Raw genomic sequence first — 26977 nt, forward strand, 5'->3', positions numbered from 1 at the left:
ATGAGCGGACACCGGCGCCGACCGCCGCAGCGTTTCCCCGGCGGCACGCGTGCCGGGGGACACCTCGCCACGGGCCGCAGGGCCGCACGCGGTGACCAGGCCCCCCGGCACGACGTGCCGGGCCGCGCCCGGAGGCGGGCGCCGCAGCAGAAACGCCGGATGGACTACCCGCGCCGGGCCAGGACGGGCCTGCGCCGCTGGCTGCCTTCGGTGCGTCAACTGCTGGCGGTCCTCGCGCTCTTCTCCGGCGTCACGGCGGCGGCCGTCGGCTACGCCTACGCCACGGTCACCATCCCCGACCCCAATCCCACGACACTGCTGCAGAACAACGTCTACTACTGGTCGGACGGCACGGTCCTGGCGACCGACGGCAGCGTCAACCGGCAGAACGCCACGCTCGCGCAGGTACCCCCCGACGTGCGGTGGGACTTCATCGCCGCGGAGAACGCCTCCTTCTACACCGATCCCGGCATCGACCCGCAGGGAATCCTGCGCGCCGTCGTCGACATGGCCGAGGGCGGGTCGGTCCAGTCCGGCTCGACGATCACCCAGCAGTTCGTCAAGAACACCTACCTGGACCAGTCGCAGACGGTCTCACGGAAGCTCAAGGAGCTGCTGATCTCCACCAAGATCGGCGCCGTCATGACCAAGGACCAGATCCTCCAGGGGTATCTGAACACCTGCTTCTTCGGCCGCCAGGCCAACGGCATCCAGGCCGCGGCGCGCATGTACTACGACCTGCCGGCGGAGAAGCTCGACGTGAGCCGGGGGGCCTTCCTCGCCGCGGCGGTCAACGAGCCGAGCCTCTTCCAGCGCGCGGACTCCGACCCGGTGGCCAGGGCGAAGGCGGAGGCACGCTGGTCCTGGGTGCTCGACCGGATGGTCGAGATCGGCAGGCTGACGCCCCAGCAGCGGGCGCGGTACGCGGCCGCCGGATTCCCGGTCCCCAGGAAGTGGACCCCCGGTTCGGGGCTCACGGGCGAGACCGGCTACCTGGTCCAGCTCGCCCGGTCCTACGTTCAGGCCCACGACCGGAACATCACCGACAGCAGCCTCAGCAGGGGCGGCTACCAGATCCACACCACCTTCGACAGGAGGAAGACGGCGCACCTGGCCCGGGCCGTCGCCTCGGTGCGCAGGCAGCGCCTCGACCCCGCCCACCGGTCCGTCGACCGGGACGTCCAGGTCGGTGCCGCCTCGGTGGATCCCTCGACCGGCAGGATCCTCGCCGTCTACGGCGGCCCCGGCTTCGACCACAACCACTTCTCCGACAACGCCGACACCTCCGGCGTCCCGGTCGGCTCGACCTTCAAACCCGTCGTCCTCGCCGCCGCGCTCCAGCACGGGGCCGTACTGCGGCCCGGCGCGTCCCCGAAGCCGATCACCCCGGCCAGCAAGTTCAACGGGGACGACGGCCTCAGGATCAAGGACCAGCAGGGCAACTACGTCGCCGACCCCAAGGACCCCACCGGCCTCCTCCACCAGCACAACGACACCACCCAGCGCTGGGGCCACATCTCCCTGCGCAAGGCGATGGAGCAGTCGGTGAACACGCCGTACGTCCAGCTCGGCGAGGACGTCGGCTACGGCAACGTGGCGCGCACGGCGCAGGCCCTCGGCCTGCGCCCGAGCAGCCTCGCCGCCCCCAGCGCCGGCTTCTACATCGGCACCTCCACACCGAGTGCCATCCGCATGGCGGGCGCGTACGCGACCTTCGCCGCCGAGGGGATGCAGGCCGCCCCGTACTCGGTGACGAAGGTCGTCCACGACGGCTCGCCCCTGCCCGGCTTCACCGCCCCCGCCCCCGTGCGGGCCCTGCCGGCGGAGGTCGCCGACAACGTGACGGACGTGCTCCGTGGTGTCATCGCCCGGGGCACCGGCACCAAGGCCCAGGCGCTCGGCCGGACGGCCGCGGGCAAGACGGGCACCACCGACGACTTCAAGTCGGCCTGGTTCGTGGGCTACACCCCCCGGCTCGCCACCTCCGTCGTCCTCTTCCGCGAGGACTCGGCCCACCCGCAGTTGCAGTCCCTGATCGGTGTCGGCGGCCTGCGGAAGGTGTTCGGCGGCGACATCCCCACCGAGATCTGGACCCAGTACATGCGGGACGCTCTCTCAGGTCTGCCCGACACGCCCTTCCCGGCCCCCGCCCCCCTCGGCCACGGCGCCGACGAACCCGGCGCCCCGTCCCCCTCGCCGTCCGCGTCCCCTGACGGGCGAGGCGGCAAGACCGGCAAGAAGGCGCCGTCGACCGCCGCACCCACCCCGGGCGCCCCGGCGAACCGCACCAAGTGCCACGCTCACAAGTGCGGTTGACGCGGCGTGGCCCGGAGCGTGAGACCCCGGGTCGCGATGGCGTGACGTTCGTCCGGTCGTCCGGCTGTCCGGTCGCCTGGCTGTGTGGTCCTCCGGCTGTGCGGCCGGTCCAGCCGGTCCGGTCCTTCGGGAACGGCGCGGGTTCCCCCGCGTCACATCCCGCAGGAGCCGCGGTCGAACTGGAAGAACCGGTTGCTGGCCCAGCGGCACAGCCACATGCCGACGGCGACGCCGGCGATCGTGGCGAAGGCGGGCAGGTATCCGCTGGCGACCTGGATGATCGGGATCGTCGGGCACCCGCCCGAGATCGCCCAGCCCGTGCCGAACAGCATCGCGCCCGGGATCACACCGGCGTGGATGCGCCCCGGGGTGCGGCGGACCCGCACCAGGGCGAACGCGACCACGATGATCGCGACGGCGCCGGCGAAGGAGTAGAGCATGCGCAGGTCCTGGAAGGTGAACATGCGGTTCAGCTCGGCGAAGTCGCCGAAGCCGATGTTGGTGACGACGTAACCCAAGGCCAGTCCGGTGAGGACGTTGGCCAGCAGAATCGCGCCCCGGGTACGCATCAGATCACCTTCCACAGGAGGAACGACACCGCGACGGCGGTGCCGAAGAAGACGGTGGTCGCGACGATGCTGACCGGGCGGAGCCGGCCGCAGCCGCTGAGCCCGTGGCCGGAGCTGCACCCGCCGGCCAGTCGCGTGCCGAAGCCGACCAGGACGCCGCCGAGGAACAGCACGCCGACCATGACGGCCGGATCGCCGGTGACGAGGCTCCGGAAACCCGCGCCCATGTCGTACCGCACGTGGAACCGCCCGGAGGTGACCGCGGCGATCAGTCCGCCGAAGAAGACCGACACCAGCAGGGCGGCCTGGGTGACCAGCGGGGCGGGCCGCGGGTTCGTGACCGAGGAGTCCGCACCCGGCGCCGGTTCGGCGACGTGCGGCTGGGGCGGCTGCGCCTGCGGGTAGGGTGCCGGCGCCGCGGCGGGGGCACCGACCGTGCCGAAGTGCTCCGCGGTGGCCGCGGCGAGCGCCGCGGCGAGCGCCTCGTCGTCCGCGAACTCCTCGTCCATCCGCTCGAGTTCGCGTTCGCTGCGCCAGTTCAGCACGCGCTCCCACGCCGACGACACACCCAGGGAGCGGTCGGTGATGAGGGTGAAGTTGATGGTGATCAGCGCGAGCCCGACAGCTCCCGCCCACCAGGGCCAGTACGTACTCATGCGGGGCCTCTCATCCAGTCGGCGAGCCGAGCCCACCAGCCGCGCCTGGGGCTGGGCGCCTGCCGCGCGCGTCGGGCGGGGCGATCCCCGGCCTGGGGAGTCAGGGTGGGTGATGACGGTTGGTGATGTCCGGCCATGGTCGGCTGGGACCAGGAAGCGGCGGCCGGCTGGGACCAGGAAGCGGCAGCCGGCTGGGACCAGGAATCGGCTCCCTGTGCCCACGGATGGGGCTGTGACGGCGGGGCCTGTGCGGGCGCCTGCCAGGACGCCTGCCCCGGGTTCGTCGCGCCGTACATGCCGGCGCCGGGCACACCCGCGCCCTGCATACCCGCGCCGGGCATCCCAGGACCGGGCATTCCTGTGCCCTGCATGCCGCCGCCGGGCATACCCGCGCGGGCCGTCTCCGCGGCGGCCGGGGTCTCGAGGTGCCGCGCCACCGCTCCGTTGGGCAGCAGGCTGATGGGCACGCGCTCACCCGCGAGCGACGACTTGTAGCGGGCACAGGTGTGCCACTGGTCCTGGCTGTCGCAGTAGTAATCGCGCCATCCGTGCAAGCTCGCCCGGAGTAGGGGGAAAAGGGGACATGACACGGCGTGCGAGCAACTCACGCTGCTCCCTCCTGACCGGGGCCTGCCGCCCGGTTCGGAGAGGGCGGTTGCCGTTCTCGGTTCTTGTCCTTGCTGCGGTCGGCCGACGATTTCGAATGCCTCGGGAAATGCGGGCCCCGCGCCGAATTGTGACTTCCTGTCATCGGGTTCAGGCGTGATGCAACCACCTTTTCGGCCTCCCGGGCAACCTGACTGGGTATTACTCGGCCAACCCCTTGACATCACGCAGTGATGTGCGCCACGCGATGAATACGCCGGTCTATCTCCCATGTCCGGATATCCGCTGGCCACGGCGCGGGCGGTTTGATCGTTATTCGGCCGCACAGTTGAATCCTTGACCGATCAGGTCGGTTGTTCGTGGAGAGAGTAGAAATCTGCGACCGAGTGTGACGAAGATGTGAATATTGCGGATCGTGAATGAAGGCCTTTGCAGAAGGGGATCAGCTGGCCTGGTCTCATGGCCCTCGAGCTCGGCCAGGAGGCCGTCGGTGCACGAGGTGGGGAGGGGCCCCGCCCGGTCAGGACGTCACGTCCCTGGTGGACCGCCACGCGATCGCGTCGGACGGGCCGCTGACCTCCAGGCCGCCCTCCTCGGTCGGCCGGAGACCGTTTGCCCCGGGTCCCCGCCACGCGGATTACGCCATCCGGGTGATGCCCGGCGATCCCGGCACTCCCGGCGAGCCAGGCACGCGGCGATGCGAGGGGGCCGCCCGGTCCATCGGCGACGGAACGCGGCGCGCGAAGAAAATGACAAAGGCAAGGAGGTCGACCCACTCCTTGCCACTCTCAACGTATAGCGCACCTGGGGGCTTGCGGCAAGGCCCCTCCTGTGCCGCAGAATCGCGGGCCGAAGCGGCAACCCGCGGAAAAAATGGGGGCATTGATGATGGACGTGATCATCGCCGGTGGCGGACCGACCGGATTGATGCTGGCCGCCGAGCTGCGGCTGGCCGGAGTGCACGTGGTCGTGCTGGAGAAGCTGACCGAGCCGAGCGGGCAGTCCCGCGGACGCGGCCTGCACGCGCGCAGCGTCGAGGTGATGGACCAGCGCGGTCTGCTGGACCGGTTCCTCGCGGTCAGCGAGAAGTTCCAGGTCGGGGGTCTCTTCGGCGGCATCGTCAAGCCGTGGCCGGACCGCCTGGACACGGCCCACCCGTACGGCCTCGCCACCCCGCAGCCGGTCACCGAGCGGCTGCTCGAGGAGCGTGCCCGGGAACTCGGTGCCGAGCTCCGGCGCGGCCGTGAGCTGGTCGGGCTGAGCCAGGACGAGGACGGGGTGGGCGTCGAGCTCGCGGACGGCACGCGCCTGCGCTCGCGCTACCTCGTCGGGTGCGACGGCGGTCGCAGCACGGTGCGCCGGCTGCTCGGCGTCGGCTTCCCCGGCGAGCCCGCCAAGGTCGAGACCCTGCTGGGTGACATGGAGCTGACCGAGGATCCGGAGACGATCGCCGCCGTCGTCGAGGAGGTCCGCAGGACGCAACTGCGGTTCGGTGTCATCCCCGAGGGCGAGGGCGTGTACCGCGTCGTCGTGCCCGCCGCGGAGGTGGCGGAGGACCGGACGACCGCGCCGACCCTGGAGGAGTTCAGGGACCGGCTGCGGACGGTCGCGGGCACCGACTTCGGCGCGCGCTCGCCGCGCTGGCTGTCCCGGTTCGGCGACGCCACCCGGCAGGCCGAGCGCTACCGGGTGGGCCGGGTGCTGCTGGCCGGCGACGCGGCGCACATCCACCCGCCGACCGGCGGGCAGGGGCTCAACCTCGGTGTGCAGGACGCGTTCAACCTCGGCTGGAAGCTGGCCGCCGCGGTCAACGGCTGGGCCCCGGAGGGACTGCTGGACAGCTACCACGCCGAACGCCACCCGGTGGGCGCCCGCGTGCTGGCCGGCACCCGGGCGCAGATGACGCTGCTGGGGACCGATCCGGGCGCGACCGCACTGCGGGAGCTGTTCTCCGAGTTGATGGACTTCGAGGAGGTGAACCGGTACGTGACCGGGATGATCACCGCGGTCGAGGTCCGCTACGACTTCGGCGAGGGCCACGACCTGCTCGGCCGGCGCCTGCGGGACGTGAACCTGAAACGGGGCCGCCTCTACGAGTTGATGCACGACGGCCGCGGACTGCTGCTCGACCAGACCGGCCGGCTCTCGGTGGAGGGCTGGGCGGACCGGGTCGACCACGTCGCCGACGTGGCCGAGGACCTGGACGTGCCCGCGATGCTGCTGCGGCCGGACGGCCACGTGGCGTGGGCCGGTGAGGACCAGCGGGATCTGCTCGGCCACCTCCCGAAGTGGTTCGGCACCGCCGCCGGCCGCGGCCCCGACCACCGGTGACGACGACGGCCCGGAGCGCACCACGACCCCGGTTCAGGTACTCGGGTCGAGCTGAGTACGCGTGCTCTGTCCGGGAGCGGTGTGAGCCGGAACGCTTGGACCATGCGCCAAGGACTGATGAAACCCGTGCTCCCGCTGCTGCCGGTCCTCGTGCCCGCCGGGGCGTCGCTGCTGCTGTGGGCCGCCTGGCTGGGCTGGGACCAGCAGCGTGACGTCCACCCCGACGGCTCCGCGACCGGACCGTACGCGGCCTGGCAGGTGATCGGGCTGGTACTGACGCTGCTGGTGCCGGTGTACTGGGCGGCATCCCGGCGTCACGTCGCGGCCGCCGTGCTCGGCACCACGGCAGGCCTGACCGTCGCCGCCTGGGCCGACTGGTCGGACGACTCCAGCGGCCTCTTCGTGATCGGCGTGGGGATGGTCATGGTGGGGAGCCTCGCCGTGACCGCCGTCGCCTCCACCGTGATCGCCTCCGTGACCCGAGGCGGGCCGCGGTCGGCTGTCCGCTGAACGCGTTCACCAGCGCCACGAGGGAGCGCCGAGCGGTTACCGCCGGGCCGCGCGACGGCGTACGAGCAGGACCGTACCCGCACCGGCGGCGACGGCCGCGGCCGCGGTGGCCGCCAGCGACAGGGCCGGTGCTCCCCGGCTTCACCCCGTCGATCGGGGCGATGTCCCCCAGCACCAGCCCGGTCCCGGCATCGTCGGCGACGGCGCCGGAGGCGGTCCCCAACGCGATCAGCGCACCCGCGCCGATGGCACCGGCGGTCCTGCGGAACGTGCGGAGGCCGGGACGGAAGTGGGGCATGCGGGTCTCTCCGGAGAGGGGCGGCGGCGACGGACGGTGAACCGCGGGCGAACGCTAGTTCAGCACGTCAGACACACACCCACGCCGAAGAGTTGTATCGACGGCGCGCACATCGCCGAACGGAGAGACACGCGCGGACGACCCACAGCAAGCGAGTCCGGTCAGGATCCGGCGGATGAATCCGTGAAGTCGATCTCCTTCGCGGTGACGATGCGGGCGCCCATGTTGAGCTCCATCATCTCCAGCGCGGCGGACGCCAGATGGGGGTGGATGGAGGCGACGGCGTCCTTGGGCACCGTGACCTCCAGGTGGCGGATGTGCGCGTCCAGGGCGGAGTAGAGGACGCACTGCTCGGTGACCTGACCGGCCAGCACCACCTGTCCGACGCCCAGACGCCACAGGAGGTAGGCCAGGGGCGTCTCGTAGAAGGCGGAATGGCGGGCCTTCACCACGAAGAGCGACTCGTCGTCGGGCCGTATCGGCTCGATCAGGCCGGCGTGGGGTCCGGCCAGCGCGGTGTCCACCAGCTCTCCGTGGTGCGAGCGCCACCGCCCGAAGTTGTCGTTCGCGTAGATCACCGGCACGCCTGCCCCCCGGGCCCGGTCGAGCAGCTCCGCCAGGACGGGTACGACACGTTCGACGGACGGCACGAGCAGTTCGGCGTCCTCGTGCTCGTACGTGTTGATCATGTCGACCACGAGGAGGGCGAGGCCCGTCGGGTCCGACCGCCGGTCCGTGGCCTCCGCCGCCCGTCCGGCTCTCTCAGCCATGTGGCTGCGGCGGGATGTCGGACATGGTGTCTCCCGGTGAGGTGTGTGGTGCTTTTGGGGACGCGCTGCCGAGTACCCGGTGGCCCGGCGGCGCTAACGGGGGGTGTGCGGGTGTCCTGGGCGGTCGGTCAGCCGTCCGCGACGACTCGTACGGTCTCCAGGCGCTGGTCGGCCGCGTCCGGCAGGAACATACCGGCCTCGACCCCGGTGAGCAGGTACTTCAATACCGGCTCGGTCAGGCGTTCGCCGGGCAGGATCACGGGGATGCCGGGCGGGTAGGGAGTGATCATCTCGGCGGCGATCCGGCCGGCGGCCTCGGTCGTGGGGACGGTCGCGGACCGCGAGAAGTAGGCGTCCCGGGGCAGAACGGCCTGGTCCATCCGCAGCTCGGCCGGGGACGGGACGGTGACCTGGGGGGCGTCCCGGAGTTCCGAGGCATGGCCGGCCAGATCGCGCAGCGCGGTGAGGAGCCGCGCCGTGGTCCGCTCGTCGTCGGCGTGGGTGAGCTGCGCGCTGATGCGTCGATGGTCGAACAGATGTGCGTCGATGTGATGGTGGGCCCGTAGCCAGTCGGCCGCCCGGTAGCCGGTGGTGCCGAGGTCGCTGATGTCCATGACGACGGGGAGCGGGTCGAAGTCGGGGGCGAGACCGGGGCCGCAGAAGTCCATCGCGTCGTTGACGTGAAAGCCGTCGATCGCCTCGATGGCGCCGCGGGTGCGCGCGGCCAGCTCCAGTGCTCCGCCGATGAGCTCGTGACCGTGCTGCACCATTTGCCGGCGCCATGCGTCGATGCCGGCGTAGATCAGGACGTTGGGGCTGGTCGTGCCCAGGAGGTCGGCCCGCGAGGACAGTTCGGTGGGGTCGATGAGATCGCCCTGGAGGTGGAACACCGAGCCCTGCTCCAGACCGCTGCCCATCTTGTGGATGCTGGTCACGCAGATGTCGGCGCCGGCGTCCATGGCCCACGTCGGCAGATCGTCGTGGAACGGCAGGTGCGCTCCCCACGCCTCGTCCACGATGAGCGGCTTGCCGTGTCGATGGCAGACATCGGCGATGCCCCCCAGATCGGCCGCGGAACCGTACGGCGTGGGGCTGGTGACCAGGGCCCCGTCGGCATCCGGGTGCTCCTTGAACGCCTCCTCGTAGGCCGCCGCGGTGGGGGGATGGGCGAGGTGCCGGTCGGCGTCCCACTGGGGCTCCACCCACACCGGCTCGACACCGGACAGGATGAGTCCGGCGACCACCGACTTGTGCGCGTCGCGCCCGACGAGGAGCCGGTGGCCGGGGCAGGTCACCGCCAGGATGGCGGCCTTCACCGACAGGGAACTGCCGCAGGTCGAGAAGAAGGTGTGGTCCGCGTGCACCGCGTCGGCCATGAGGTCCTCGGCCCGCGCCAGCACCCGGCCCCGGGTGAGCCGGTCGTCCAGGCCGCCGTTGGCCAGGATGTCGCCGTGGAACACCGCGTCGCCCAGGACCGCGCGGGCGCGTGGATCCGCGCCGCGTGCGTGTTTGTGGCCCGGGGGCGTGAATCCCAGTTCGTCCGCGTCCTGATATGCGGCCAGCGCTTCGAGGATCGGGGCCTCCGCGTGATTCACACCCATGCGCGCCGGGTTCCCAGCGGCCCGACCGGTATGCGGGCCGGGTTTTCAGGCCCGCGTGGAGTTGTCAGGCCCGTGTTGAGGAGCCGGGGAGGCGACGTGCTCCGGCGAGGGGTCCCGTCCCGAAGCCATGGTCTTCACATCGGTTTCCCGGGTACCCGGTGCCTGGCACACAGGCAGGAGGCCGGCTCGGCCGGCTCCGGCGACCAGCGGACCAGGAGGGATCTATGAGCACGGTCAAGGAAACGGTCGACGTGGAGGTCCCGCTGCGCAGGGCGTACGACCAGTGGACGCAGTTCGAGCAGTTCCCGAAGTTCATGGAAGGCGTCGAGGAGGTCCGGCAACTCGACGACCGGCACAACCACTGGACCACCAGCATCGGCGGGGTGCGGCGCGAGTTCGACACGGAGATCGTCGACCAGTTGGCGGACGACCGGATCACCTGGCGGTCCGTCGACGGCGAGACCCGGCAGCGCGGCTCGGTCCGGTTCGAGCGGCTGGACGACGCGCACACCAGGGTCGAGCTCACGATGGAGGTCGAGCCGACCGGTGTCGCCGAGAAGGGCGCGGACGCGCTGGGCGTGATCGACATGCGGGTGAAGGGTGACCTGCGCCGTTTCAAGAACTACATCGAGGGCGGGGGCGGCGAGGGCGAAGGCTGGCGCGGACGTATCCGCCCGGAGGACCCGGGCGCGGGCACGGGCTTCTGACGGCCCGGCAGGCCCACGCGCCGACGCGGTATCCGGGCCAGGACCCCGGCAGGACCCCGGCAGGACCTGGTCGGAGCAACACTTCGGCCAAGGCAGCGGTCGGCTCCGCGCTCCGGCGGGCCGGCCCGGACCCCACGCAGGCCGGCACGGCCCCCGGAATGAGGGGCCGTACCGGCCTGCGCAGCCGCTTCAGCCGCTGTAGGCACGGCTTGCCGTCGTGGTCACCCGAGGCCGGAGGTCAGACCTTGGAAAGCGTGACCTCGGACTCCTGCTGCCCGGTGTCGACGGTCACCGGGTAGTCGCGGTCGTCCGCCTTGGCCTTGCCGCGCACCGTTGCGGTGCCCGGCCGGAACGAGGTGTCGGGTTCCTGGCTGGTCAGGCTGACGGACCACGGGACGGGCGCGCCCGGGGCGCAGGCGACGGTGGTCGAGTACGACGCGCCCGGCGTTCGGTTGTTCTGGACCTGGAAGACCTGCCCGGTCAGCGAGACGCTCGCCGGCTTGTTGCACGTCACGGTGCCACCGACGGTGATGTGGCCGTCCCGGACGTCCACCGTGCCGTTGGGGTCGGTGGTCATTCCCAGGGTCAGTTCGGCCGGAGGCTCGGGCATGACCGCGTGCACCTCACCGCTCAGCGGCACCGTCGACCCGTTGCAGTACTGCTCGTAGGTGGCGTCCAGTTCGCGGACGTAGCCGTAGGGGCCGAAGGCGATGTGCTGGACGGTGAAGGACCCGGAGTTGGTGTTGCACCATTTGTCGGTCCCGTTGTAGGTCCCGCTGAACTGCAGTTCCGGATCGGCCGGCTGGGCGTAGGGCCACTGCTTGGCCCCGGTGTACGTGGTGCCCTCGGTCAGCTTCTGACCGTCGGGCGCGGCGATGATGAGACGCCAGCGCGTGCTCTCGTCCGCGTCGACCGCGACGGTCAGGCTGTTCTCGTCCTGGCTGCCCTGGACGTCGAACAGCTGAACCGCGCCGCCCGTGTACGCGTACGACTGACCGCCCGAGATGGGCTCACCGGTACCGCCGCTGAAGCTGAGCGTTCCCGACTCCGCGCTCTGGGCCTCCGCGGTGCCCACCAGCGGTGCGGCCGTGAGCGCGACGGTCACTGCCGCGATCACGCCCATCGTGCGGGCCAGTACGCGCCTCGGCATGGTACTTCTCGTCAAGGTCCCCCCAAGGGAGTGTGGTGATCTCGACCGGCCACACGCGCGACACTTGCGCCTGTGCTGGTCAAGTCGCCCTGGAATGTGGCTGGTTGGCGGGCCGATCAGGCCCCATCCTCTAAGCGTCGAAACTTGATCAAGCGTCACAGTGGCCAGTTCGTCCCCGTCCGCCGCGCACCGCGCGCGGGCGGTGGGGTGGGGTGGGGACAGGTGGCACCGGGCGCGTCAGGTGGTAGCGTCACGCTCTTCGCTAGGCGCCCTGTGCGGAGTCACCGGTAGGTACCTGCCATGCCTGATCAGCTCGCCCTCGACCCGTACGCGATGTGGGAGCACGCGCTCGCCGAGGTGGACCGGATCTTCGCTCCGCCGCCCGCGCTCGACCGGCCGGTGGAGGGGTGCACCTTCTGCACGCCGGAGCCGGAGCTGCGCATCCTCGGCGGCGACCCGTCCGCCGTACCGGAAGATCTCCTCGGGCATTTCCTGCGCGAGGTCGTCGACCACTGGAGCACCGACCAGTACCCCGTCCTGTGGCGTCGCCTCCTGCCCCGCGCCCTGCGCCATTGGGGTCCGGGCGGCCCCGGCACCGACCCGTCCGGTGAACTCGACCGTCTCGGCCCGCACGGGGCCCGGCTGATCGACTGGCCGGTCTGCGAACGTACGGCGGTCGAACGGGCCTTCCGGGCCCTGCTCGCGATCGCCGTGACCGACGGCCGGTCCCCCGGGGAGATCACCGACCTCGTGGAAGGCATCGCGGGCGCCACGGACGGCCTGGGGCCGTGGCTGGAGTACATGGCGGGACTCCCCGGCCCCGAGGCGGACGCCGGCCTCGTCCGGCTGGCGGCCCACTGGGCAACCGAACTCCTGTGGGAGGACTTCCGGTTCTGGTGGTACGAAGGCGACCCGCAGGCCGTCGCCGACTGGCTCGTCACCCAGCGGGACCGCATCGCGGCCTTCGCCGCACGGCATCCGCGCTGCAAGAACGCGGCGGACGCGCTGACAGCGATCGGCCACCTCCGAACGGGGGCCGAAAGCCCCTGGCTGTACCCGCACAACGGGGCGAGCCGGCCGCCCCTGCAGGTCGGTGCGCCCCCGCAGGTCGGCGCGTGACGCACACCGGGAACGGCCGGGCCGCCGACGCGTCCCGCGACCGCCCTCGCGGCCTGCCCACCGGACGCGGGGGAGTGCGTCCTCTCCGGGAGCTAGGATCCGGGCCATGGCCCTGACCGTGAACGACGTGGAACGGTTCGAGGCCTCCAGGCCTCGCCTGGAGGCCATCGCCTACCGCCTCCTCGGCTCCGCCAGTGAGGCCGAGGACGCCGTGCAGGAGACGTTCCTGCGCTGGCAGGCCGCCGACGTCGAGCACATCGAGGTCCCCGAGGCATGGCTGGCGAAGGTCCTCACCAACCTGTGCCTGAACCAGCTCACCTCGGCCCGTGCGCGGCGCGAGACCTACGTGGGCCAATGGCTCCCCGAGCCGCTGCTCGCCGGGGACCCGATGCTCGGCCCGGCCGACACCGCCGAACAACGCGAGTCGGTCTCGTACGCCGTCCTCACCCTGCTGGAGCGTCTCTCCCCCAACGAGCGGGCGGTGTACGTGCTGCGGGAGGCCTTCGCCCACCCGCACCGGGAGATCGCCGAGATCCTGGACATCACCGAGGCCGCCAGCCAGCAGATCTTCCACCGTGCCAAGAAGCACGTGGCGGACGGCAGGAGCCGCACCGAGATCGACGAGGCCGCCGCCCGGCGGATCGTCGAAGAGTTCCTCGCGGCCGCCGCCAGCGGCCGGACCGAGCCACTCGTACGGCTGCTCACCCAGGACGCCGTCTCGATCGGCGACGGCGGCGGGAAGGTCCCGGCCCGGGCCAAGGCGTTCGAGGGCGCGCTCGCGGTCGCCAAGTTCATGCGGGGCCTGTTCAAACCGAGCAAGGCCAAGCGCGTCCTGGCCGGTGGCTCACCCGAGGTCTACGCCACGACCGCCAACGGCGGCCCCGCCGTGGTGGCGGTCGTCGAGGGCCGGGTCGTGGGCGTCATCTGCCTGGAGGTCACCGCGGGCGGCATCGCCGCGTTCCGCAACCAGGTCAACCCCGACAAGCTCGAACGTGCGACCCGGCGGTGGGCGTCCGCCGACCACGGTGAACCCCTGCTCCACGCCTTCTGACTCTGAGCCCTCTGACTCCGCGCCTTCCGACTCTGCGCCTTCTGACACTGATGTGAGGTGCTTCACATCGCAGTGTTGTCAGGAAAGGGCGGCCGGCCCGGTTCAAGTGGCGAACCCGCTGACGACAGGAGCCAGGAAATGCAGCACCGCATCATCGTCCTCGGAGCCGGATACGCAGGAGCCATCGCCGCCGGGCGCCTCGCGGGACGGCTGCGCCGCGAGGAGGTCGCCCTCACCCTCGTCAACGCCGAGCCCGACTTCGTCGAGCGCGTCCGGATGCACCAACTCGCGGTCGGCCAGGACCTCAAGCCGCGGCCCTTCGGCGAGATGTTCGCGGGCACCGGAGTCGAGCTGAAGCTCGGGAAGGTCACCGGCGTCGACGTGGACCGCAAGACGGTCGCGGTCGTCGCGGCGGACGGCGCCGAGGAACTGGCGTACGACACCCTCGTCTACGCCCTCGGCAGCGGCTGGGACGACCACGGCGTCCCCGGCACCGCCGAGCACACCCACGAGATCGCCGGTCGTCCCGGAGCACTGCGGCTGCGGGAGCGCCTGGCCCGCCTGGACGCCGGACAGTCCGTGGTCGTGGTCGGTGGCGGTCTCACCGGCCTGGAGGCGGCGAGCGAGATCGCCGAGGCCCGGCCGGACCTAGATGTCGCCCTCGTCGCCCGTGGCGGCCTCGGCGACTGGCTCTCCGGGAAAGGGCGCGGGCACCTGCGCAAGGTCTTCGGCAAGCTCGGCGTCACCGTGCACGAGCACACCGCCGTCACCGGCGTCGAGGCCGACCGCGTCACCACGGCCGAGGGCGGGACGATCCCCGCCGCGGTCACCGTGTGGACCACCGGCTTCGCCGTCCACCCGATCGCGAAGGCCACCACCCTGGAGGTCACCGGCACGGGCCGGATCGTGGTCGATCGGACCATGCGCTCGGTCTCGCACCCCGACGTGTACGCCATCGGCGACGCGGCCAGGGTGACGGGGCCCGGCGACAAACCGCTGCGCATGTCGTGCGCCTCGGGCGTCCCGACCGCGTGGCAGGCGGCCGACGCCATCGCGGCGCGCCTGACCGGCAGGAAGCTCCCGAAGGTGCCGCTCCGCTACTTCAACCAGTGCATCTCGCTGGGCCGCAAGGACGGCCTGATCCAGTACGTCACCGCCGACGACCGCGCCGTGCGGACCGCCCTGACGGGACGGATCGCCGCCTGCTACAAGGAGTTGGTCTGCAAGGGCGCCGCCTGGGGCGTCGCCCACCCGTTGCTCATTCCGACCCGGCGCCACCGCGTGGTACGGGAGCCGGCCCGGGCGGGCTCGGCGGTCGGGTCACCGGTCTGACCCGTCCTCAAGGCGCGCAGGGTCTGCGGCGTCGCGGCTCGGGCGGGTGCCGGCCGGCTGGCGGCGCCGAAAAGCCCCGACCGGGGCCCGATCGACTGGGGCGTGCCGGACGAGGCGTGGCGCACGATCGTCTCCGCGTGGGGCTCGCCCCATGCTGGACCCGAGGCGGGCGAGCCCGGGAGGTTCCATGGAATGGCTGGTCACACTGATCGGCGCGGTGGTGGTGCTGATCATCCTGCGGGACGTGTTCCACACTCTGTGGCACCCCACCCGGCACGGGGGCCTGAGCAGGGTCGTCATGTCGCTGCTGTGGCGGCTGTCCACCCGGGGCCGCGAGAGCAGCAGGACCGCCGGGTGGCCGGGCCTGTCGGCATGGTGGCCGTGGTGGCCACATGGGCCTGTGCCGTGGCCGTGGGCTGGGCTCTGGTGTACTGGCCGCACATGCCGGAAGCGTTCTCCTTCTCCGGCACGTTGAAGCCGTCCGAGCACTCGGGACCGGTGGACGCTCTGTGTACCTCTCACTGGTGACCGTCGCCACGCTCGGCCTCGGTGACATCGCACCCTCCGCCGACTGGCTGCGCATCGTGGCACCGCTGGAGGCGATGGTCGGCTTCGTGCTGTTGACCGCCACCGTCTCCTGGATCCTCGGCATCTATCCGGCTCTGGCCCGGCGGCGGGCGCTCGCCCTGCGCATCTCCCAACTGCGCCGCGCCGGTCCGGCGGCTGGGCGACCGGCCTCCGACGCTGAGCCTGCCCGCCCGCCTGCATCTGCGCCGGCTGGTGATCCTCGTGGTGACCGCGGCGGTGATGGGTGCCTACGCCAGGGTGCTGGTCACCGCCGAGCAAGGCTCCGGCCATCCCGGCCGCCGCCGGAGACGGCTCCGGCTCCGACGCCCCGAGGGACTCAACCGGCAAGTAGGAGCCTGCGTACGACGGGACACGGCCGCGTCCGCGTGTTCAGCCGGAACCTGAACTGGCCGCGGATTCGTTGGCGGCGCGGCGGTATGCGGCATTGATGCGCTGCGCTTCCTCGAGCTGGTCCTCGAGGATGACGATGCGGCACGCGGCCTCGATCGGGGTCCCCTTGTCGACGAGCTCGCGGGCGCGGGCGGCGATCCGGAGTTGGTAACGGGAGTACCGGCGATGTCCTCCCTCCGAGCGGAGCGGAGTGATCAGACGAGCCTCACCGATGGCTCGGAGGAAGGCCGGGGTGGTGCCGAGCATCTCGGCTGCCCGGCCCATCGAGTACGCGGGGTAGTCGTCGTCGTCCAGACGATCATTCAGTGGGTTGTCCGATGTCATGTCACCTCGCTGTGCAACGCGTCGAGGGGCCCTGGTGCCGTACGGCACCAGGGCCCCGAAGGAAATTCAACACCATCTGTCGGCCCTACTGCTGTGCCGACCTTCTGTTTCCGCTACCCGGCCCGGCAGGGCGGAGCGGGGGGATCGCAGCTGCGTGACCGGGGACCACCATCCAATCCGGGGTCTTGCGGTACCCGGGCCGAGTGCTTCTCGGGCCGGGCGATCCTGATGGCGTCTGCTCCTCCGTTCCTCTCTGAACCAACCACTGGATGAACCGGTACCTCTGTCGGCAGCTCCTCGACGTGCGAGCCGCCCAGTGCGGCTCCCAGTCCCGTCACCCGTTCTGGGAACACTTGGCTTCGAGGCTCGAGAGCCGCACTGACCTGCGTACTTCGTATTCAGCCACCCGCCAGTTCGTGTCTGGCGGGCCTCGATCGACCGTGTCTACGAGAAGAATCGTACCCACGTCGGGCGCGAAAGTCTACTTCTGTGAAAGTAGATTTCGCCCTGCTGGTGGAGGAGGAACCCTGCCGCGATCGGCCCTCCCCGGTGGGCGGCAGCCGTCTCCCGCTGAGCGCGCAGCCGCTTCACCCCCGCGGGGGGTGCGCACAAGGGCGGGCCGCATAAGCTCTGCTGTCATGTCGAACCCTGATGAGCTGCTCGTCGCGATCTCCGCCGCGGTGGAGTCCGAGCGAAGCAATCAGATGTCGCTGACCGTGGTCGTCGGCGGTGCCGTCATCACCGGCCGGCTGGCTCCCGAGGCCGTGTGGAGGGAGCGGGTGGCGGAGGTCCTGAAGGACTCGGACCGTCTCGGTCCGTTCTCGGACGTCTTCACCCGCGGCCAGCGAGGGAACCGGTCCGGTCGCGGCGAAGAGCCCACGCATCTGCACTTCCATCTCGCCCGGATCCTGCAGGGAAGCCTCGGCATCCCGGAGACGGGCGGCATGTACCGCGTCGCGATCAAGGACGTCAGCGCATGGACCGTGGGCGATCTGAGCTATTTCGACCGGTGACACGCTGCATCCGCCCCATTGCCCCGGCCGGCGGCTTCCGAGCGGACGGCGACACAGCGGTGGGGGCCCTGCCGACGCGCGTCGGCAGGGCCCCCACCGGGATCCTGAAGGCGGTTTCCCGCTCGTCCTCGTGAAGTCACGGGTGGTCGGTGCCGACGTGCAGCGCCGACGCGACCTGGAGTGGAGTGTCCGCCCGGTCGAGGCGGATCAGCGTGAGAGCGCGAGTACGCCGGGCGCCCGGCCGTGCTCCCCGAGGCCGCCGGGGCGGGCGCCGGGCGAGGGCAGCGATCCGTCGAGGACGTCCCGCAGGCGGATCCGGTCCGTGTACGTGGAACTGTCGTGGAGAACGGCGAGCCGGGCCAGGCTGATCAGAGCCGTGCTCTGGTCGTCCCCGTCGCATACGGTCAGGTACTCGACACGGGCACTCGCCATGACGGCCAGAGCCACCTCGACGGTCATGTCGTCACATACCCGAGGTCCGTGCCCTTCGCTGTCCTCGACCACGGTCACGGGGGCGGGGTCCGGCATGCCGTACTGCGTCCGCGCAGGCCTCAAGGGGTGTCTCCTTCGGTAAGGGCTGGTCGGCTGGGTCGCCCTTGCGGCCCCGGAGGCCACTGCGTCTCCCGGGAGGCCAACGGGGGCTTTGGGGACTGCGTCGGCCCAGGGCCTTTCTTTCGGATCAGGCCGGCTCCGGGCGACGGTGCCTTCCGAGACGCCGCGCCACCGGCAAGATTCGAAAGAGAGGGCCTAGCTAGGCGGCCGAGTCGTTGCCGGTCCGCCGCTGTGCCCCGCGCCGCGTCCCCGCACCGACGGGTCGGCCCTGGCCGGCGCGGCCCCGGCGGGTCCTGGACGCCGAAGACGCACGACGGGGGCGTTCCACGACCGGTGCGGTGATGATCACCGGAACGCCGGAGGGCGCCTGGGAGCCCGTGATGCGGCTCAACTCCGCCTCGCCCGAGCGGACCGCGGTGATCCGCGGGGTGATGCCGGCCGAAGCCATCAGGCGGCTCATGCCGCGGCGCTGGTGGGGAGTCACGAGGGTGACGACGCTGCCGGACTCGCCGGCACGGGCCGTACGACCGCCACGGTGCAGGTAGTCCTTGTGGTCGCTGGGCGGATCCACGTTGACGACCAGGTCGAGGCTGTCGATGTGGATGCCGCGGGCCGCGACGTTGGTGGCCACCAGGACGGTGACGTGACCGTCCTTGAACTGCGCCAGGGTCCGGGTGCGCTGCGGCTGGGACCTGCCACCGTGCAGGGCCGCGGCGCGGACACCGCTGTTCAGCAGGTGCTGGGTCAGCCGGTCCACGGCGTGCTTGGTGTCCAGGAACATGATGACCCGGCCGTCCCGGGCCGCGATCTCGGTGGTCGTGCGGTGCTTGTCCGCGTCGTGCACGTGGAGTACGTGGTGCTCCATCGTGGTGACGGCACCGGCCGACGGGTCGACGGAGTGGACCACCGGGTCGGTCAGATAGCGGCGGACCAGCAGGTCCACGTTGCGGTCCAGGGTGGCCGAGAAGAGCATCCGCTGGCCGTCGGGACGCACCTGGTCGAGCAGGGCGGTGACCTGGGGCATGAAGCCCATGTCGGTCATCTGGTCGGCCTCGTCGAGAACCGTGGTGGCGACGTCGTCGAGCCGGCAGTCGCCGCGGTCGATGAGGTCCTTGAGCCGGCCGGGCGTCGCCACGACCACCTCGGCGCCGGCGCGCAGCGCACCGGCCTGCCTGCCGAGGGACATTCCGCCGACGACGGTGGCCAGCCGCAGGCGCACGGAGCGGGCGTAGGGAGCGAGCGCGTCGGTGACCTGCTGGGCCAACTCACGGGTGGGGACGAGGACCAGGGCCAGTGGCCGGCGCGGCTCGGCACGCCGGCCCGCCGTACGGGCCAGTACCGCGAGGCCGAAGGCGAGGGTCTTGCCCGACCCGGTGCGGCCGCGACCGAGTACGTCACGGCCGGCCAGGGAGTTCGGCAGGGTCGCCCCCTGGATCGGGAACGGAACGGTCACGCCTTCCTGGCCGAGCGTGGCCAGCAAGGGCGCCGGCATGGCGAGATCGGCGAACGACTCGACGGCGGGCAATGCGGGCGTGACCGTCTTCGGCGGTGCGAACTCGCCCCCCGCGGGCTGTCGGTTTCCGTAACCTTTGGAGCGGCGCGGTGTGCCGGAGCGGCCCGCGGCGGCATTTCCTCCGAAGCGGTCGTATGTGCGATTGGGGCGTGCGCGAGTAGGGCGTGTGCGGTTCATGCGGAACCTCCTCGATGCGGGCACGTATCAAGGAATTTCCGCAGCAGAATGAGCGGCGCAGAGAATCGCGAGAACGGGCCGGAAATGACAGGGTCGAATCACCCTGGAAACAAAGCGAGCTGGGGCCCGCACCCCAAGGTGCGGGCCCCAGCTGCGAAGTATGCGTCGGTGCCGACGTGTCAGGCGGGAACGATGTTCTCGGCCGTCAGGCCCTTCTGGCCCTGCGCGACGTCGAACGACACCTTCTGGCCCTCCAGAAGCTCGCGGAAGCCCTGGGAGGCGATGTTCGAGTAGTGGGCGAAGACGTCGGCGCCGCCGCCGTCCTGCTCGATGAAGCCGAAGCCCTTTTCCGCGTTGAACCACTTCACGGTGCCGGTAGCCATTTGGTTTCTCCTTCGGGAGACGGTGCCAGGAACACGCCCTGTGCGCATTCCGTGTCGCCGCGATGCTCAGCCGTCGGAAATCCTTCTGGCAACCACACTCGCAACTGATGACGACAGTAGCACGTCGGTGTCGGCCCTGCGCGGTAAGTAATTCCGCACCACCTGTGGTTGCAGGAATGTTTATCGTGCGCCGCGTCGATTTCTGACGTCGCAAGCACAGATATTGGTTCCTGGGGGTGCAGGGTTGCCGGCGAACGATTCCCCTCACAGCGCTGTGACCTCCTGTGAAGGTCCGTACGCGGCCGTTGTCGTCGCCGCCGGACGGGATACCGGCGTGCGCGCCGGACCCCGGAAGGGAGACGAAGGCCACACGCGCCGAGGACGACCCACGGACGTACATCATGGTGTCCGCGGTGCGCGCGTACGGACCCGCGGGATGCGGGCCGCCACCAGGTATCCCACAGCCGCCAGCGCGGCCATGCACACGACCCCCACCGTCAGCGCCCGTTCGCGGGCATAGGCGTTGATGCGGACGACTTCCTGGGAGGCGCCCCCCGGCACCCCACGTGCCTCGAGTTTCGCGCGGACCGCTTCGTCGGTCGCCGCCGTGACCTGGACCTGCTTTTCGAGCGCCTCCTTCGTCAGCTCCTTCTGAGCCGATGTCAGGACGGTGCTGCCGTCCGCCCCGGACTCGAAGGAGTAGAGCAGCGTCGTGGTCATGACGGCACCCGCCAGCGCCACGCCGAGGGAACTCCCGAGGTAGGTGCCACTGCGCGAGAGCCCCGTCACGTCGCTCACCTCGTCCGGTGGCGCGGCCGACTGGATGAGGTCGGTGACCGTCGTGGCCAGGCCCTGCCCCATACCGATCAGGAACAGACCCGGTGCCAGCGCCAGGCCCGTGGCCGTGGTCCCCCGGCGCGGGTCGAACAGGGCAGCGACGACGACGCAACCGGCGAGGATGAACACGAACGACCACATCTGGGCGGCGCGGTGGGTCATCCGCCGGGCGGCGACGAGCCGTGCGGCCGGCGCGGCGGTCAGCACCAGCCCCAGGGTCGTCGGCAGCAGCGTGATACCGCAGCGGAGCGCGTCCAGGCCCAGGGTCGTCTGCAGGAACACCGGTACGAGGAAGAGCGCGCCGTTGGGCACCAGGTACTGCATCGCCTGGGTCTGTGTGCCGGCCCGGACGGTGCGGTTGCGCAACACGGAGAGCCGCACGAGGGGATCCTTGCCCCGCTCGACCAGGTGACGCTCCCAGACGGCGAACACGACCAGCACCACCAGCCCGGTACCGGCGAGGACGGGCACGGGCGACAGGCCACCGCGGTGGAACAGCGTGTGGCCGAGGACCTCGGAATCCTGCCGGGCCCTGAGCAGGCCGTACCGCCCCGCAAGCAGGATGGCGACCACCAGCAGCCCGACTCCGGTGGCGGACAGCAGTGCCCCGGGCACGTCGAAAGGCTGCCCGGGGCGCGCGGGCGGCGGCTCGTGTTCGGCCGCCCGCCGCATGAGGAGCACGACCGCGACCGTGACCACGGTGCCCATGAGGAACGACACACGCCAGCTGGAGTAGTGGGTGATGAAGCCGCCGAGCAGAGGGCCGGCCGCCGCGCCGATGCCGCCGATCGTGCCCAGCGCCGACAGCGCCCTCGTCCGCGTGGCCCCGGAGAGCGCCTCGGTGAGCAGGGACAGCAGCGCCGGAAGCATCAGTGCGACGCCGATCCCCTGCAGCAGCGACCAGCCGACCAGCATGAACGTGATGTTCGGGGCGAGTGCGGTCACCAGCGTCCCCACGGCGAACACCCCCGCTCCGAAGACGAAGGTGCGCCGGTACCCGTGGCGGGCCCCGATCTTGCTCGCGGCGATCAGGGACGCGGCCACCACGAGGGAGTACAGCGAGATCGCGGACTGCACGCCGGTCAGCGTGGTGTGCAGATCCCTGACGATCGCCGACAGCGCCACGTTCATGGCGGTCGAGGTGTACGTCAGCAGCAGGTTCTCCAGGGCGAGGGGAAGGAACAGCGCCCCGAACTCCGGTCCGGGCCCATCGCCGGCCGGTCCGCCGGTCCGCCGCTGTCTGCCGCGTCGCCCCACGGTTCCGTCCTGCTTCTGCTCGCGTCTTCCGAGGCAGGCCCGGACCATGCTCCGAGGCCCCGAGCCGGCCATGTCGCGGCTTCGCCTGCGGCCCAGGGTGGCACAAGGTCTCCGTCCGGCCTCGCCAGGACGCCGCCGACTCGGGGCGCATCACTCACCCGACGGCGTGGCCTGCCACCGGGGCGGCGGGCGGCCGCGCCGACTCCCGCCGGAGGGCCGGGGCAGGTGCAGCCGGCCGGGGCGTTGGTGGGTCCGACCCCGGGCGGCCCGCGTCGGGGTCAGTTCTTCTGCCGGAGGGTCAAGGGCTGGTCGCTCCGCAGCTCGGCGAAGGGCTTCTTCGCCGGCGGCACGTTCCACAGCACGGCCGCTGCCCTTGGGCGTGCGGTAACCCATGTCGGAGACGGGGACGTTGGGCCGCTTGCCGTGGCGGCTCGGTACGCTCCGCAGGCTCCGGAAGAGCGAGGCGAGGTCCCGCGGGGCCATCGCGTCGTCCACCGTGAGCGTGCTCAGGCCCGCGTCCGGCGGCCGTCGAGGTTGTGGCCAATTCTCGCCCGATCTCGGGTCCTTGGACGCCGAACCCCCCGCCGCCGATCGCCTCGGGAGCCACCACCCAGAGCAGCACCGGGACCGCCCCGGCGCGTGTAACCACCAGCAGGACGAACACCAGCACGAAGGCGGCCCCCAGGCCCCACCACAGCTGTCGGACCCGGTTCGGCGTCGCCCGCTCCAGCGGCGCCTCCGTCACCAACCCCGCCCCGTCCAGCCGCGGCTCGTCGGCGTCCCGTACGGGCAGTGCACGGCGGACGGCCTACGCGAACTCGTGCACGGCGGGGGCGCTGCGACACCTGAGGTGGTATGCCACGGACTCGTCGCCCGTCAGGCCGACGGCCAGCCGTCGGCCTTTGGGGCCGTGGACGTCGATCCGCTCTATCGACGCCAACGGTATCCGGCGCTGTACGCCGTCCGCCGCCAGCAGTACCACCCCGTCCCGTAGACGGATGGACGCACGGCGTCTGCCGTGCAGTATCAGCGAGGACGTCTCTGTTGAGGTCACGCGGGCACATTAAACGAGCCCGGGCCCGCAGAGGCCTGTTCGCCGAGGGGCATCCAGCCCGTTCTTCGCAGGTCACCGTCTCAGGTCTGTGGCCAGCTGGTTCGTGTGATGTCGGGGTCGAGGAGGTGGAGTTGGACGCCGCGGGTGATCTGGACGGTGGGCGGATCGGTGATGTTGCCGCTCCGCAGAGTGAGTTCGCCGAGGGGGTAGAAGATCACGCGCCCGGTGGGGCGGACTCGGCGGTTGTCGGGGTAGAGGCCAACCGTGGTCTGTCCCGGGGCCGAGCGCGCGTCTGACCTGCCGTTCGATGAGACAGAAGACGAGCGGGGGCGGCCAGATGACCTGGATCAGGGCAACGACGCGCCGGTTGTGCTGCACGAAGACCGAGGCGACCGCGAGGGGCCCTTTGAAGTCGTGGTAGCGGCGCTCGACCGCTCCCTGGCCCTTGTAGTGGATCAGCGTCTCGACCGGGCCCGACTGGTCCGCGGGGATGCTGGTCAGCAGTGCGTACCAGCCGTCGACGGCGGCTTCGGCGTCGAGCACGCCTGGTCGAAGTGCCAGGTCAGGGCTTGGATTCCACTCTCGTTCCCGGTGATGCCCAGGGCGTTCGCGATGGAGTGGACCAGGATCCGTCGCACGGGCAACGACGGACCGCTCTTGCGGGGCCCGGTCAGGGTGTGGGTGTCCTCCAGCACGCGGTGGGTCTCGCGCTGCTCGGCGGGCTTGCCCGCGTCCCGGTCCGGCGCTCGAGTGGCGACGCACGCAGCCCGGCCGTTCGGGGCGGTGCGCGACCGAGGGAAGTCGAGGTCTATCGTCCGGGCATGGTTTTCGACTTGCCAGAGGGTCTTCCCCCGGGGCGGTTCGTCTCCTCGGGGTCGGCGTGCGTCTGGGTTGCGGACGAACTGCCGTCTGACGTCGATGGCGTGTGGCGACCCCTGCTGCACGGGCAGGAAGACACCGGGCTGGTGCCGCTGCTGGGCGGGCCGTTCCTGGGTCGTCCGACAGAGCTGGCAGAGATATCCGCTGTCCGCCTCGAGAACGTCCTGGCCTCGGACTTCGCCGAGTACCGGCGCCGTCGTCTGTCCTGGTGGACGGACCCGAAGCCGGGGCCGGTGCCGGAGGGTATCGCGCCGTGGCCGCACGATCCGGGCCCACCCTTCGAGACGTGGCCGGGTCTGACGCCGGCGACTTCGGTCACGGATGCTGATCCCTCCCCGGCGGACGCCGCAGCGCGGACGATCGGTCACCTCATAGCTGCAAACCCGTACAGGCTGGCCGGGTGCCGCCTCGTGCTGGTCCCTGCACAGCGCAGCGCCGATATCCCGGCACTTCTCGGCTGGAACGCGGAGGCTCCGCTGCCGCTGGTGTGCGCACTGCTGCGCAGCTGGGAGGAGCGGTTCGGTGCCCGGGTGGTGGGAATGGGAGGCGAGTTGTTCGTCTCCGTGGCCCGCCCGCCGCGGACCGCGGCGCACGCGGAGCTTCTTGCCCTGGAGCATGTCTTGTCGACCGCCGACAACATCGTCGATGATCCGCCGACACCCTTCCCCGAGTACGCGGAGAGCTTGCCGCTGCGGACGCACTGGTCGTTCTGGTGGGACTGACTCGCTGGCGCCAAGTGATCGTCGGCTCCGCGGATGATCCAGGGCCTGTGCTTAGGCACGCGGTCGGCGTAGCGGCTTTGGGGTGGCGCTGCTTTGGCGCGAGTGATCACGGCCCGTAAGCTCCCGGTGCGTCGGGCAGTCTGGGGACCTGCAGCCAACGACACGCGGACGGCGTTCCATGTGCCCCAAGGCCTGATTGACCAGATCAACAGCGAGCCGGCGGCCAGGGAGCTAGAGCTGATTCCGATCCTTCCAGCAATCGGCCAAAGGTGTGGCTACGCCTTAGGGTGCGGCTGTGGTGCGGCTCCCGCCCACCGGTCTAGACAACAAAGAACCCCCGGGTCCATGACCTGGGGGTTTCTCGTGGAGCGGGTGACGAGAATCGAACTCGCGCTCTCAGCTGGGGAAGCTCGGGTCTCTTGGCGGCGATTGTTGCGTTGACCTGCGGCCAAGTGGTGTTGGACCGTCGGTCGCACCTGTGACGAGTCCCCGTTGTTCCCCGTGGTCCCCCGCAAGATCTGGCACGCGAATGGCACGGTCCCTCGTCTCGAACATCCCTTGGGGAGTTGGGTTCCGGAGCGTCTCAGCCTCAGCCGACGACAGTCAGCCACGATGGCGGGTCAGCTGACCGTACAGGCGCGCGTATACCTCGCTGTACCCCGCTGCCCTGAGCCACGCCGTCGGTCATTGGTCAGAGCAAGTCTCGGCGGCGGAAGCGCATGGGCGGCTCGTACATATGGCGAACTGAGCTAAGCGGTGCACGCGCCATCGGTCGACGCTACGGTGCCGCGCATGAAGATCCGACTCGCGGCGGCGATCCCTTCAAGGACGACGCGGAGTACAACGCCCAGCGGCACATGTGGCGCAAAGGCGTGGGACACCCGATGCCGGAGATCTACTCCACCGAAGAGGAACTCGCGTAGGTCGGAGTTCTCCCGCACGCCGACCAACCCGGCCCCGAGGCCTCTGGGACCTGCGATCACTCGTCAAGGCTCCTCGCTTGCCCGCATATGTCTTCTTGCCCGGGGTCTTGCCGGAGATCTTGGTGACCTGCATTTTCCCTGTTCAGGGGCGGTGGTTCGGTGTGCCTGGTGGTCGTCGTTGGTCGACCTTGCCCACTGTTGAGCGACTTCGGACATCCGTCGGCCCCCCTAAAAAAGACGATCTCCTGTCTCGGCGCTTTGATGGAAGAATCACTGATCCCAACCAACCTCAAACGCCTCAGGGATGCGGTGGTTCACCGCATGAGGTGCGGTTTATGTGGGCGACCTCTTGGCTGCACCTTCCCTAAACGCTAAAGTACCCGTGCTCTATTCTGATCGAATGGGGGGGTATGGGGGAAAAGGAAGATCGTGCCGCGCGAGTCTACGGACTTACCGGGGACCTTGCCCTATCGAACATGTGGTGGCAGGGGCTCAGCGCCGTCGTTGGCTTCGGTGTGCCGATCCTCGTGGACGGGGCGGCCCTTGTCGCATACAGCGACCTGTGGAGCGACGTACGGACCATCTACGGAAAAGGAAGGATCTCGGCTCACGCTGCTAAGGAGTACCTCAAACCAAATCTAGGATTTCTGGTTCAGGATTTCCTGTGGGACAAGGTGATCGGCCAGATCCCATTGATTGGGATTCCATTTAATGTCGCCTTCGCCAAGGCAACCACCTGGCGTCTCGGGGCCTGGTTCGGAGCTTTGGCCGCGCTGGGAGACGGCGACGATGAGGCTACAAACGGTCAGGTCGTCGGCGCCTCAATGGATCTCATTAAGAGGCTTTTTCCGTCGACGGGATCAGTGTTCGACTTCAAGTCGCCCGATCGAGAGACTTTCATTGCGCTCATAGCTTCACTTGACGGCTTGAGCGCCAAGACGGCAGAAGACCGATTCAACAATGCATTGGCAGCGCTTAGGGGAGAGCACCCCGAGTCGTGATGGAGGTCTTGGGCCACTGCCAGGTCAGCATCACCATGGCCGTGTACACACACGTCGTCCAAGAAACCCAACGCGAAGCCACGAGCCGGAAGTATTCCTCCCGCCCACGGGACCAGGACCTTGCGGTCCTGAGGCTTGGCCCGGTCTTCCCTCAATCCTGAAGTCCATCGCACCCATTCAAGTGAGGTGCTGCAACGATCACTAGAACCTAAAATCGGTCCGGGGCCTTTTGGCTGGTACCTCCGACAGGATTCGAACCCGCGACACCCGCTTCACGAGTTCGGTCGCCGGTCGCCCGGAGGCACTTCACCGCATGAGGGGACGGTCCTGTCTGACTGCCCTGGACCG

The 26977-nt window shown here is 70.4% G+C and carries 24 protein-coding genes, 1 tRNA gene and 1 pseudogene; 12 read left to right on the forward strand and 14 right to left on the reverse strand.

The window, feature by feature from the left end; genetic code table 11:
- Positions 1-159 precede the first annotated feature (159 nt).
- Positions 160-2316, forward strand: a complete 2157-nt coding sequence (locus ACF1A5_RS09305) for a transglycosylase domain-containing protein (protein ID WP_392192229.1) — start codon at positions 160-162, stop codon at positions 2314-2316.
- A 152-nt stretch (positions 2317-2468) separates the two neighbouring features.
- Here the strand turns inward: ACF1A5_RS09305 and ACF1A5_RS09310 are convergent, their stop codons facing one another.
- Both ACF1A5_RS09310 and ACF1A5_RS09315 read right to left on the reverse strand, forming a co-directional pair.
- Positions 2469-2885, reverse strand: a complete 417-nt coding sequence (locus ACF1A5_RS09310) for a YeeE/YedE thiosulfate transporter family protein (protein ID WP_392192230.1) — start codon at positions 2883-2885, stop codon at positions 2469-2471.
- Entirely contained in the window at positions 2885-3541 is a 657-nt protein-coding gene (locus ACF1A5_RS09315; RefSeq protein WP_392192231.1) for a YeeE/YedE family protein, read from the reverse strand. The genes ACF1A5_RS09310 and ACF1A5_RS09315 overlap by 1 nt, the downstream gene beginning before the upstream one ends.
- A 1491-nt stretch (positions 3542-5032) precedes the next feature.
- Between ACF1A5_RS09315 and rox the strand changes: the two genes are divergently transcribed.
- Together rox and ACF1A5_RS09325 are read left to right on the forward strand one after the other, a co-directional pair.
- Positions 5033-6478 carry a rifampin monooxygenase gene (gene rox, locus ACF1A5_RS09320; protein WP_392192232.1) on the forward strand — a complete coding sequence of 482 codons (1446 nt, stop codon included), beginning with the start codon at positions 5033-5035 and terminating at the stop codon, positions 6476-6478.
- Between the two features lie 102 nt (positions 6479-6580).
- Positions 6581-6988: a hypothetical protein gene (locus ACF1A5_RS09325; protein WP_392192233.1), complete on the forward strand. Its 408-nt coding sequence runs from the start codon at positions 6581-6583 to the stop codon at positions 6986-6988.
- 459 nt (positions 6989-7447) lie between these two features.
- Here ACF1A5_RS09325 and ACF1A5_RS09330 read toward each other — a convergent pair whose 3' ends face one another.
- Positions 7448-8056: a cysteine hydrolase family protein gene (locus ACF1A5_RS09330; RefSeq protein WP_392192234.1), complete on the reverse strand. Its 609-nt coding sequence runs from the start codon at positions 8054-8056 to the stop codon at positions 7448-7450.
- A gap of 128 nt (positions 8057-8184) precedes the next feature.
- Entirely contained in the window at positions 8185-9657 is a 1473-nt protein-coding gene (locus ACF1A5_RS09335) for an aminotransferase class I/II-fold pyridoxal phosphate-dependent enzyme (protein ID WP_392192235.1), read from the reverse strand.
- 224 nt (positions 9658-9881) lie between these two features.
- Between ACF1A5_RS09335 and ACF1A5_RS09340 the strand changes: the two genes are divergently transcribed.
- Positions 9882-10364, forward strand: a complete 483-nt coding sequence (locus ACF1A5_RS09340; protein ID WP_392192236.1) for an SRPBCC family protein — start codon at positions 9882-9884, stop codon at positions 10362-10364.
- A gap of 238 nt (positions 10365-10602) precedes the next feature.
- Here the strand turns inward: ACF1A5_RS09340 and ACF1A5_RS09345 are convergent, their stop codons facing one another.
- Positions 10603-11514 carry a hypothetical protein gene (locus ACF1A5_RS09345; RefSeq protein WP_392192237.1) on the reverse strand — a complete coding sequence of 304 codons (912 nt, stop codon included), beginning with the start codon at positions 11512-11514 and terminating at the stop codon, positions 10603-10605.
- Positions 11515-11814: 300 nt separating this feature from the next.
- Between ACF1A5_RS09345 and ACF1A5_RS09350 the strand changes: the two genes are divergently transcribed.
- From ACF1A5_RS09350 to ACF1A5_RS09365, 4 genes are all read left to right on the forward strand, one after another.
- Complete coding sequence (locus ACF1A5_RS09350; protein ID WP_392192238.1) at positions 11815-12633, forward strand: hypothetical protein; 819 nt, start codon at positions 11815-11817, stop codon at positions 12631-12633.
- Positions 12634-12739: 106 nt separating this feature from the next.
- A complete protein-coding gene (gene sigJ, locus ACF1A5_RS09355; protein WP_392192239.1) occupies positions 12740-13684 on the forward strand; it encodes an RNA polymerase sigma factor SigJ in 945 nt (314 codons plus the stop codon).
- Between the two features lie 138 nt (positions 13685-13822).
- Positions 13823-15016 carry an NAD(P)/FAD-dependent oxidoreductase gene (locus ACF1A5_RS09360; RefSeq protein WP_392192240.1) on the forward strand — a complete coding sequence of 398 codons (1194 nt, stop codon included), beginning with the start codon at positions 13823-13825 and terminating at the stop codon, positions 15014-15016.
- A 392-nt stretch (positions 15017-15408) separates the two neighbouring features.
- Entirely contained in the window at positions 15409-16032 is a 624-nt protein-coding gene (locus ACF1A5_RS09365; RefSeq protein ID WP_392192241.1) for a potassium channel family protein, read from the forward strand.
- Here the strand turns inward: ACF1A5_RS09365 and ACF1A5_RS09370 are convergent.
- A complete protein-coding gene (locus ACF1A5_RS09370; RefSeq protein ID WP_392192242.1) occupies positions 15974-16318 on the reverse strand; it encodes a helix-turn-helix domain-containing protein in 345 nt (114 codons plus the stop codon). The genes ACF1A5_RS09365 and ACF1A5_RS09370 overlap by 59 nt on opposite strands.
- A 638-nt stretch (positions 16319-16956) precedes the next feature.
- On the opposite strand from ACF1A5_RS09370, the gene ACF1A5_RS09375 reads away from it, so the two are divergent.
- The gene (locus ACF1A5_RS09375; RefSeq protein ID WP_392192243.1) at positions 16957-17331 is read left to right on the forward strand and encodes a hypothetical protein; all 375 of its coding nucleotides are present in this window, start codon (positions 16957-16959) and stop codon (positions 17329-17331) included.
- Positions 17332-17538: 207 nt separating this feature from the next.
- On the opposite strand, the gene ACF1A5_RS09380 is transcribed toward ACF1A5_RS09375, so the two are convergent.
- From ACF1A5_RS09380 to ACF1A5_RS09410, 7 genes are all read right to left on the reverse strand, one after another.
- On the reverse strand, positions 17539-17859 hold the full coding sequence (locus ACF1A5_RS09380) for a CBS domain-containing protein (protein ID WP_392192435.1): 321 nt from the start codon (positions 17857-17859) through the stop codon (positions 17539-17541).
- 223 nt (positions 17860-18082) lie between these two features.
- The gene (locus tag ACF1A5_RS09385) at positions 18083-19573 is read right to left on the reverse strand and encodes a DEAD/DEAH box helicase (protein ID WP_392192244.1); all 1491 of its coding nucleotides are present in this window, start codon (positions 19571-19573) and stop codon (positions 18083-18085) included.
- Positions 19574-19752: 179 nt separating this feature from the next.
- A complete protein-coding gene (locus ACF1A5_RS09390) occupies positions 19753-19956 on the reverse strand; it encodes a cold-shock protein (protein WP_392192245.1) in 204 nt (67 codons plus the stop codon).
- 399 nt (positions 19957-20355) lie between these two features.
- Positions 20356-22050, reverse strand: coding sequence for an MFS transporter (locus ACF1A5_RS09395; RefSeq protein WP_392192246.1), 1695 nt, complete (start codon positions 22048-22050; stop codon positions 20356-20358).
- Between the two features lie 808 nt (positions 22051-22858).
- Entirely contained in the window at positions 22859-23104 is a 246-nt protein-coding gene (locus ACF1A5_RS09400; RefSeq protein WP_392192247.1) for a hypothetical protein, read from the reverse strand.
- An 80-nt stretch (positions 23105-23184) separates the two neighbouring features.
- Complete coding sequence (locus tag ACF1A5_RS09405; RefSeq protein WP_392192248.1) at positions 23185-23322, reverse strand: hypothetical protein; 138 nt, start codon at positions 23320-23322, stop codon at positions 23185-23187.
- A 279-nt stretch (positions 23323-23601) separates the two neighbouring features.
- On the reverse strand, positions 23602-23799 hold the full coding sequence (locus tag ACF1A5_RS09410; RefSeq protein ID WP_392192249.1) for a hypothetical protein: 198 nt from the start codon (positions 23797-23799) through the stop codon (positions 23602-23604).
- Between the two features lie 126 nt (positions 23800-23925).
- Here ACF1A5_RS09410 and ACF1A5_RS09415 point away from each other — a divergent pair, with 126 nt between their 5' ends.
- From ACF1A5_RS09415 to ACF1A5_RS09425, 3 genes and pseudogenes are all read left to right on the forward strand, one after another.
- The gene (locus ACF1A5_RS09415; RefSeq protein ID WP_392192250.1) at positions 23926-24705 is read left to right on the forward strand and encodes a DUF4253 domain-containing protein; all 780 of its coding nucleotides are present in this window, start codon (positions 23926-23928) and stop codon (positions 24703-24705) included.
- Positions 24706-26038: 1333 nt separating this feature from the next.
- Entirely contained in the window at positions 26039-26629 is a 591-nt protein-coding gene (locus ACF1A5_RS09420) for a hypothetical protein (protein WP_392192251.1), read from the forward strand.
- Positions 26608-26790 (forward strand): annotated as a pseudogene (locus ACF1A5_RS09425) (hypothetical protein); the annotation flags it as partial. The gene ACF1A5_RS09420 and the pseudogene ACF1A5_RS09425, both read left to right, overlap by 22 nt.
- Before the next feature lie 73 nt (positions 26791-26863).
- Here the strand turns inward: ACF1A5_RS09425 and ACF1A5_RS09430 are convergent.
- Positions 26864-26932: transfer RNA gene (locus tag ACF1A5_RS09430), tRNA-Phe, on the reverse strand.
- Positions 26933-26977: the final 45 nt, after the last annotated feature.

This window comes from Streptomyces sp. NPDC014864 (assembly GCF_043081525.1).
Classification (GTDB): Bacteria; Actinomycetota; Actinomycetes; order Streptomycetales; family Streptomycetaceae; genus Streptomyces.

What these genes read in the sequence shown, in the direction of transcription:
- ACF1A5_RS09330 (WP_392192234.1), bottom strand. Translation starts at nt 8,056, where the DNA reads ATGGCTGAGAGAGCCGGACGGGCGGCGGAGGCCACGGACCGGCGGTCG.
- rox (WP_392192232.1), top strand. Translation starts at nt 5,033, where the DNA reads ATGATGGACGTGATCATCGCCGGTGGCGGACCGACCGGATTGATGCTG.
- sigJ (WP_392192239.1), top strand. Translation starts at nt 12,740, where the DNA reads ATGGCCCTGACCGTGAACGACGTGGAACGGTTCGAGGCCTCCAGGCCT.
- ACF1A5_RS09385 (WP_392192244.1), bottom strand. Translation starts at nt 19,573, where the DNA reads ATGAACCGCACACGCCCTACTCGCGCACGCCCCAATCGCACATACGAC.
- ACF1A5_RS09305 (WP_392192229.1), top strand. Translation starts at nt 160, where the DNA reads ATGGACTACCCGCGCCGGGCCAGGACGGGCCTGCGCCGCTGGCTGCCT.
- ACF1A5_RS09325 (WP_392192233.1), top strand. Translation starts at nt 6,581, where the DNA reads ATGCGCCAAGGACTGATGAAACCCGTGCTCCCGCTGCTGCCGGTCCTC.
- ACF1A5_RS09340 (WP_392192236.1), top strand. Translation starts at nt 9,882, where the DNA reads ATGAGCACGGTCAAGGAAACGGTCGACGTGGAGGTCCCGCTGCGCAGG.
- ACF1A5_RS09365 (WP_392192241.1), top strand. Translation starts at nt 15,409, where the DNA reads ATGGGCCTGTGCCGTGGCCGTGGGCTGGGCTCTGGTGTACTGGCCGCA.
- ACF1A5_RS09335 (WP_392192235.1), bottom strand. Translation starts at nt 9,657, where the DNA reads ATGGGTGTGAATCACGCGGAGGCCCCGATCCTCGAAGCGCTGGCCGCA.
- ACF1A5_RS09360 (WP_392192240.1), top strand. Translation starts at nt 13,823, where the DNA reads ATGCAGCACCGCATCATCGTCCTCGGAGCCGGATACGCAGGAGCCATC.
- ACF1A5_RS09310 (WP_392192230.1), bottom strand. Translation starts at nt 2,885, where the DNA reads ATGCGTACCCGGGGCGCGATTCTGCTGGCCAACGTCCTCACCGGACTG.
- ACF1A5_RS09380 (WP_392192435.1), bottom strand. Translation starts at nt 17,859, where the DNA reads ATGCCGGACCCCGCCCCCGTGACCGTGGTCGAGGACAGCGAAGGGCAC.
- ACF1A5_RS09315 (WP_392192231.1), bottom strand. Translation starts at nt 3,541, where the DNA reads ATGAGTACGTACTGGCCCTGGTGGGCGGGAGCTGTCGGGCTCGCGCTG.
- ACF1A5_RS09390 (WP_392192245.1), bottom strand. Translation starts at nt 19,956, where the DNA reads ATGGCTACCGGCACCGTGAAGTGGTTCAACGCGGAAAAGGGCTTCGGC.
- ACF1A5_RS09375 (WP_392192243.1), top strand. Translation starts at nt 16,957, where the DNA reads ATGTCGAACCCTGATGAGCTGCTCGTCGCGATCTCCGCCGCGGTGGAG.
- ACF1A5_RS09415 (WP_392192250.1), top strand. Translation starts at nt 23,926, where the DNA reads ATGGTTTTCGACTTGCCAGAGGGTCTTCCCCCGGGGCGGTTCGTCTCC.
- ACF1A5_RS09350 (WP_392192238.1), top strand. Translation starts at nt 11,815, where the DNA reads ATGCCTGATCAGCTCGCCCTCGACCCGTACGCGATGTGGGAGCACGCG.
- ACF1A5_RS09345 (WP_392192237.1), bottom strand. Translation starts at nt 11,514, where the DNA reads ATGCCGAGGCGCGTACTGGCCCGCACGATGGGCGTGATCGCGGCAGTG.
- ACF1A5_RS09370 (WP_392192242.1), bottom strand. Translation starts at nt 16,318, where the DNA reads ATGACATCGGACAACCCACTGAATGATCGTCTGGACGACGACGACTAC.
- ACF1A5_RS09420 (WP_392192251.1), top strand. Translation starts at nt 26,039, where the DNA reads ATGGGGGAAAAGGAAGATCGTGCCGCGCGAGTCTACGGACTTACCGGG.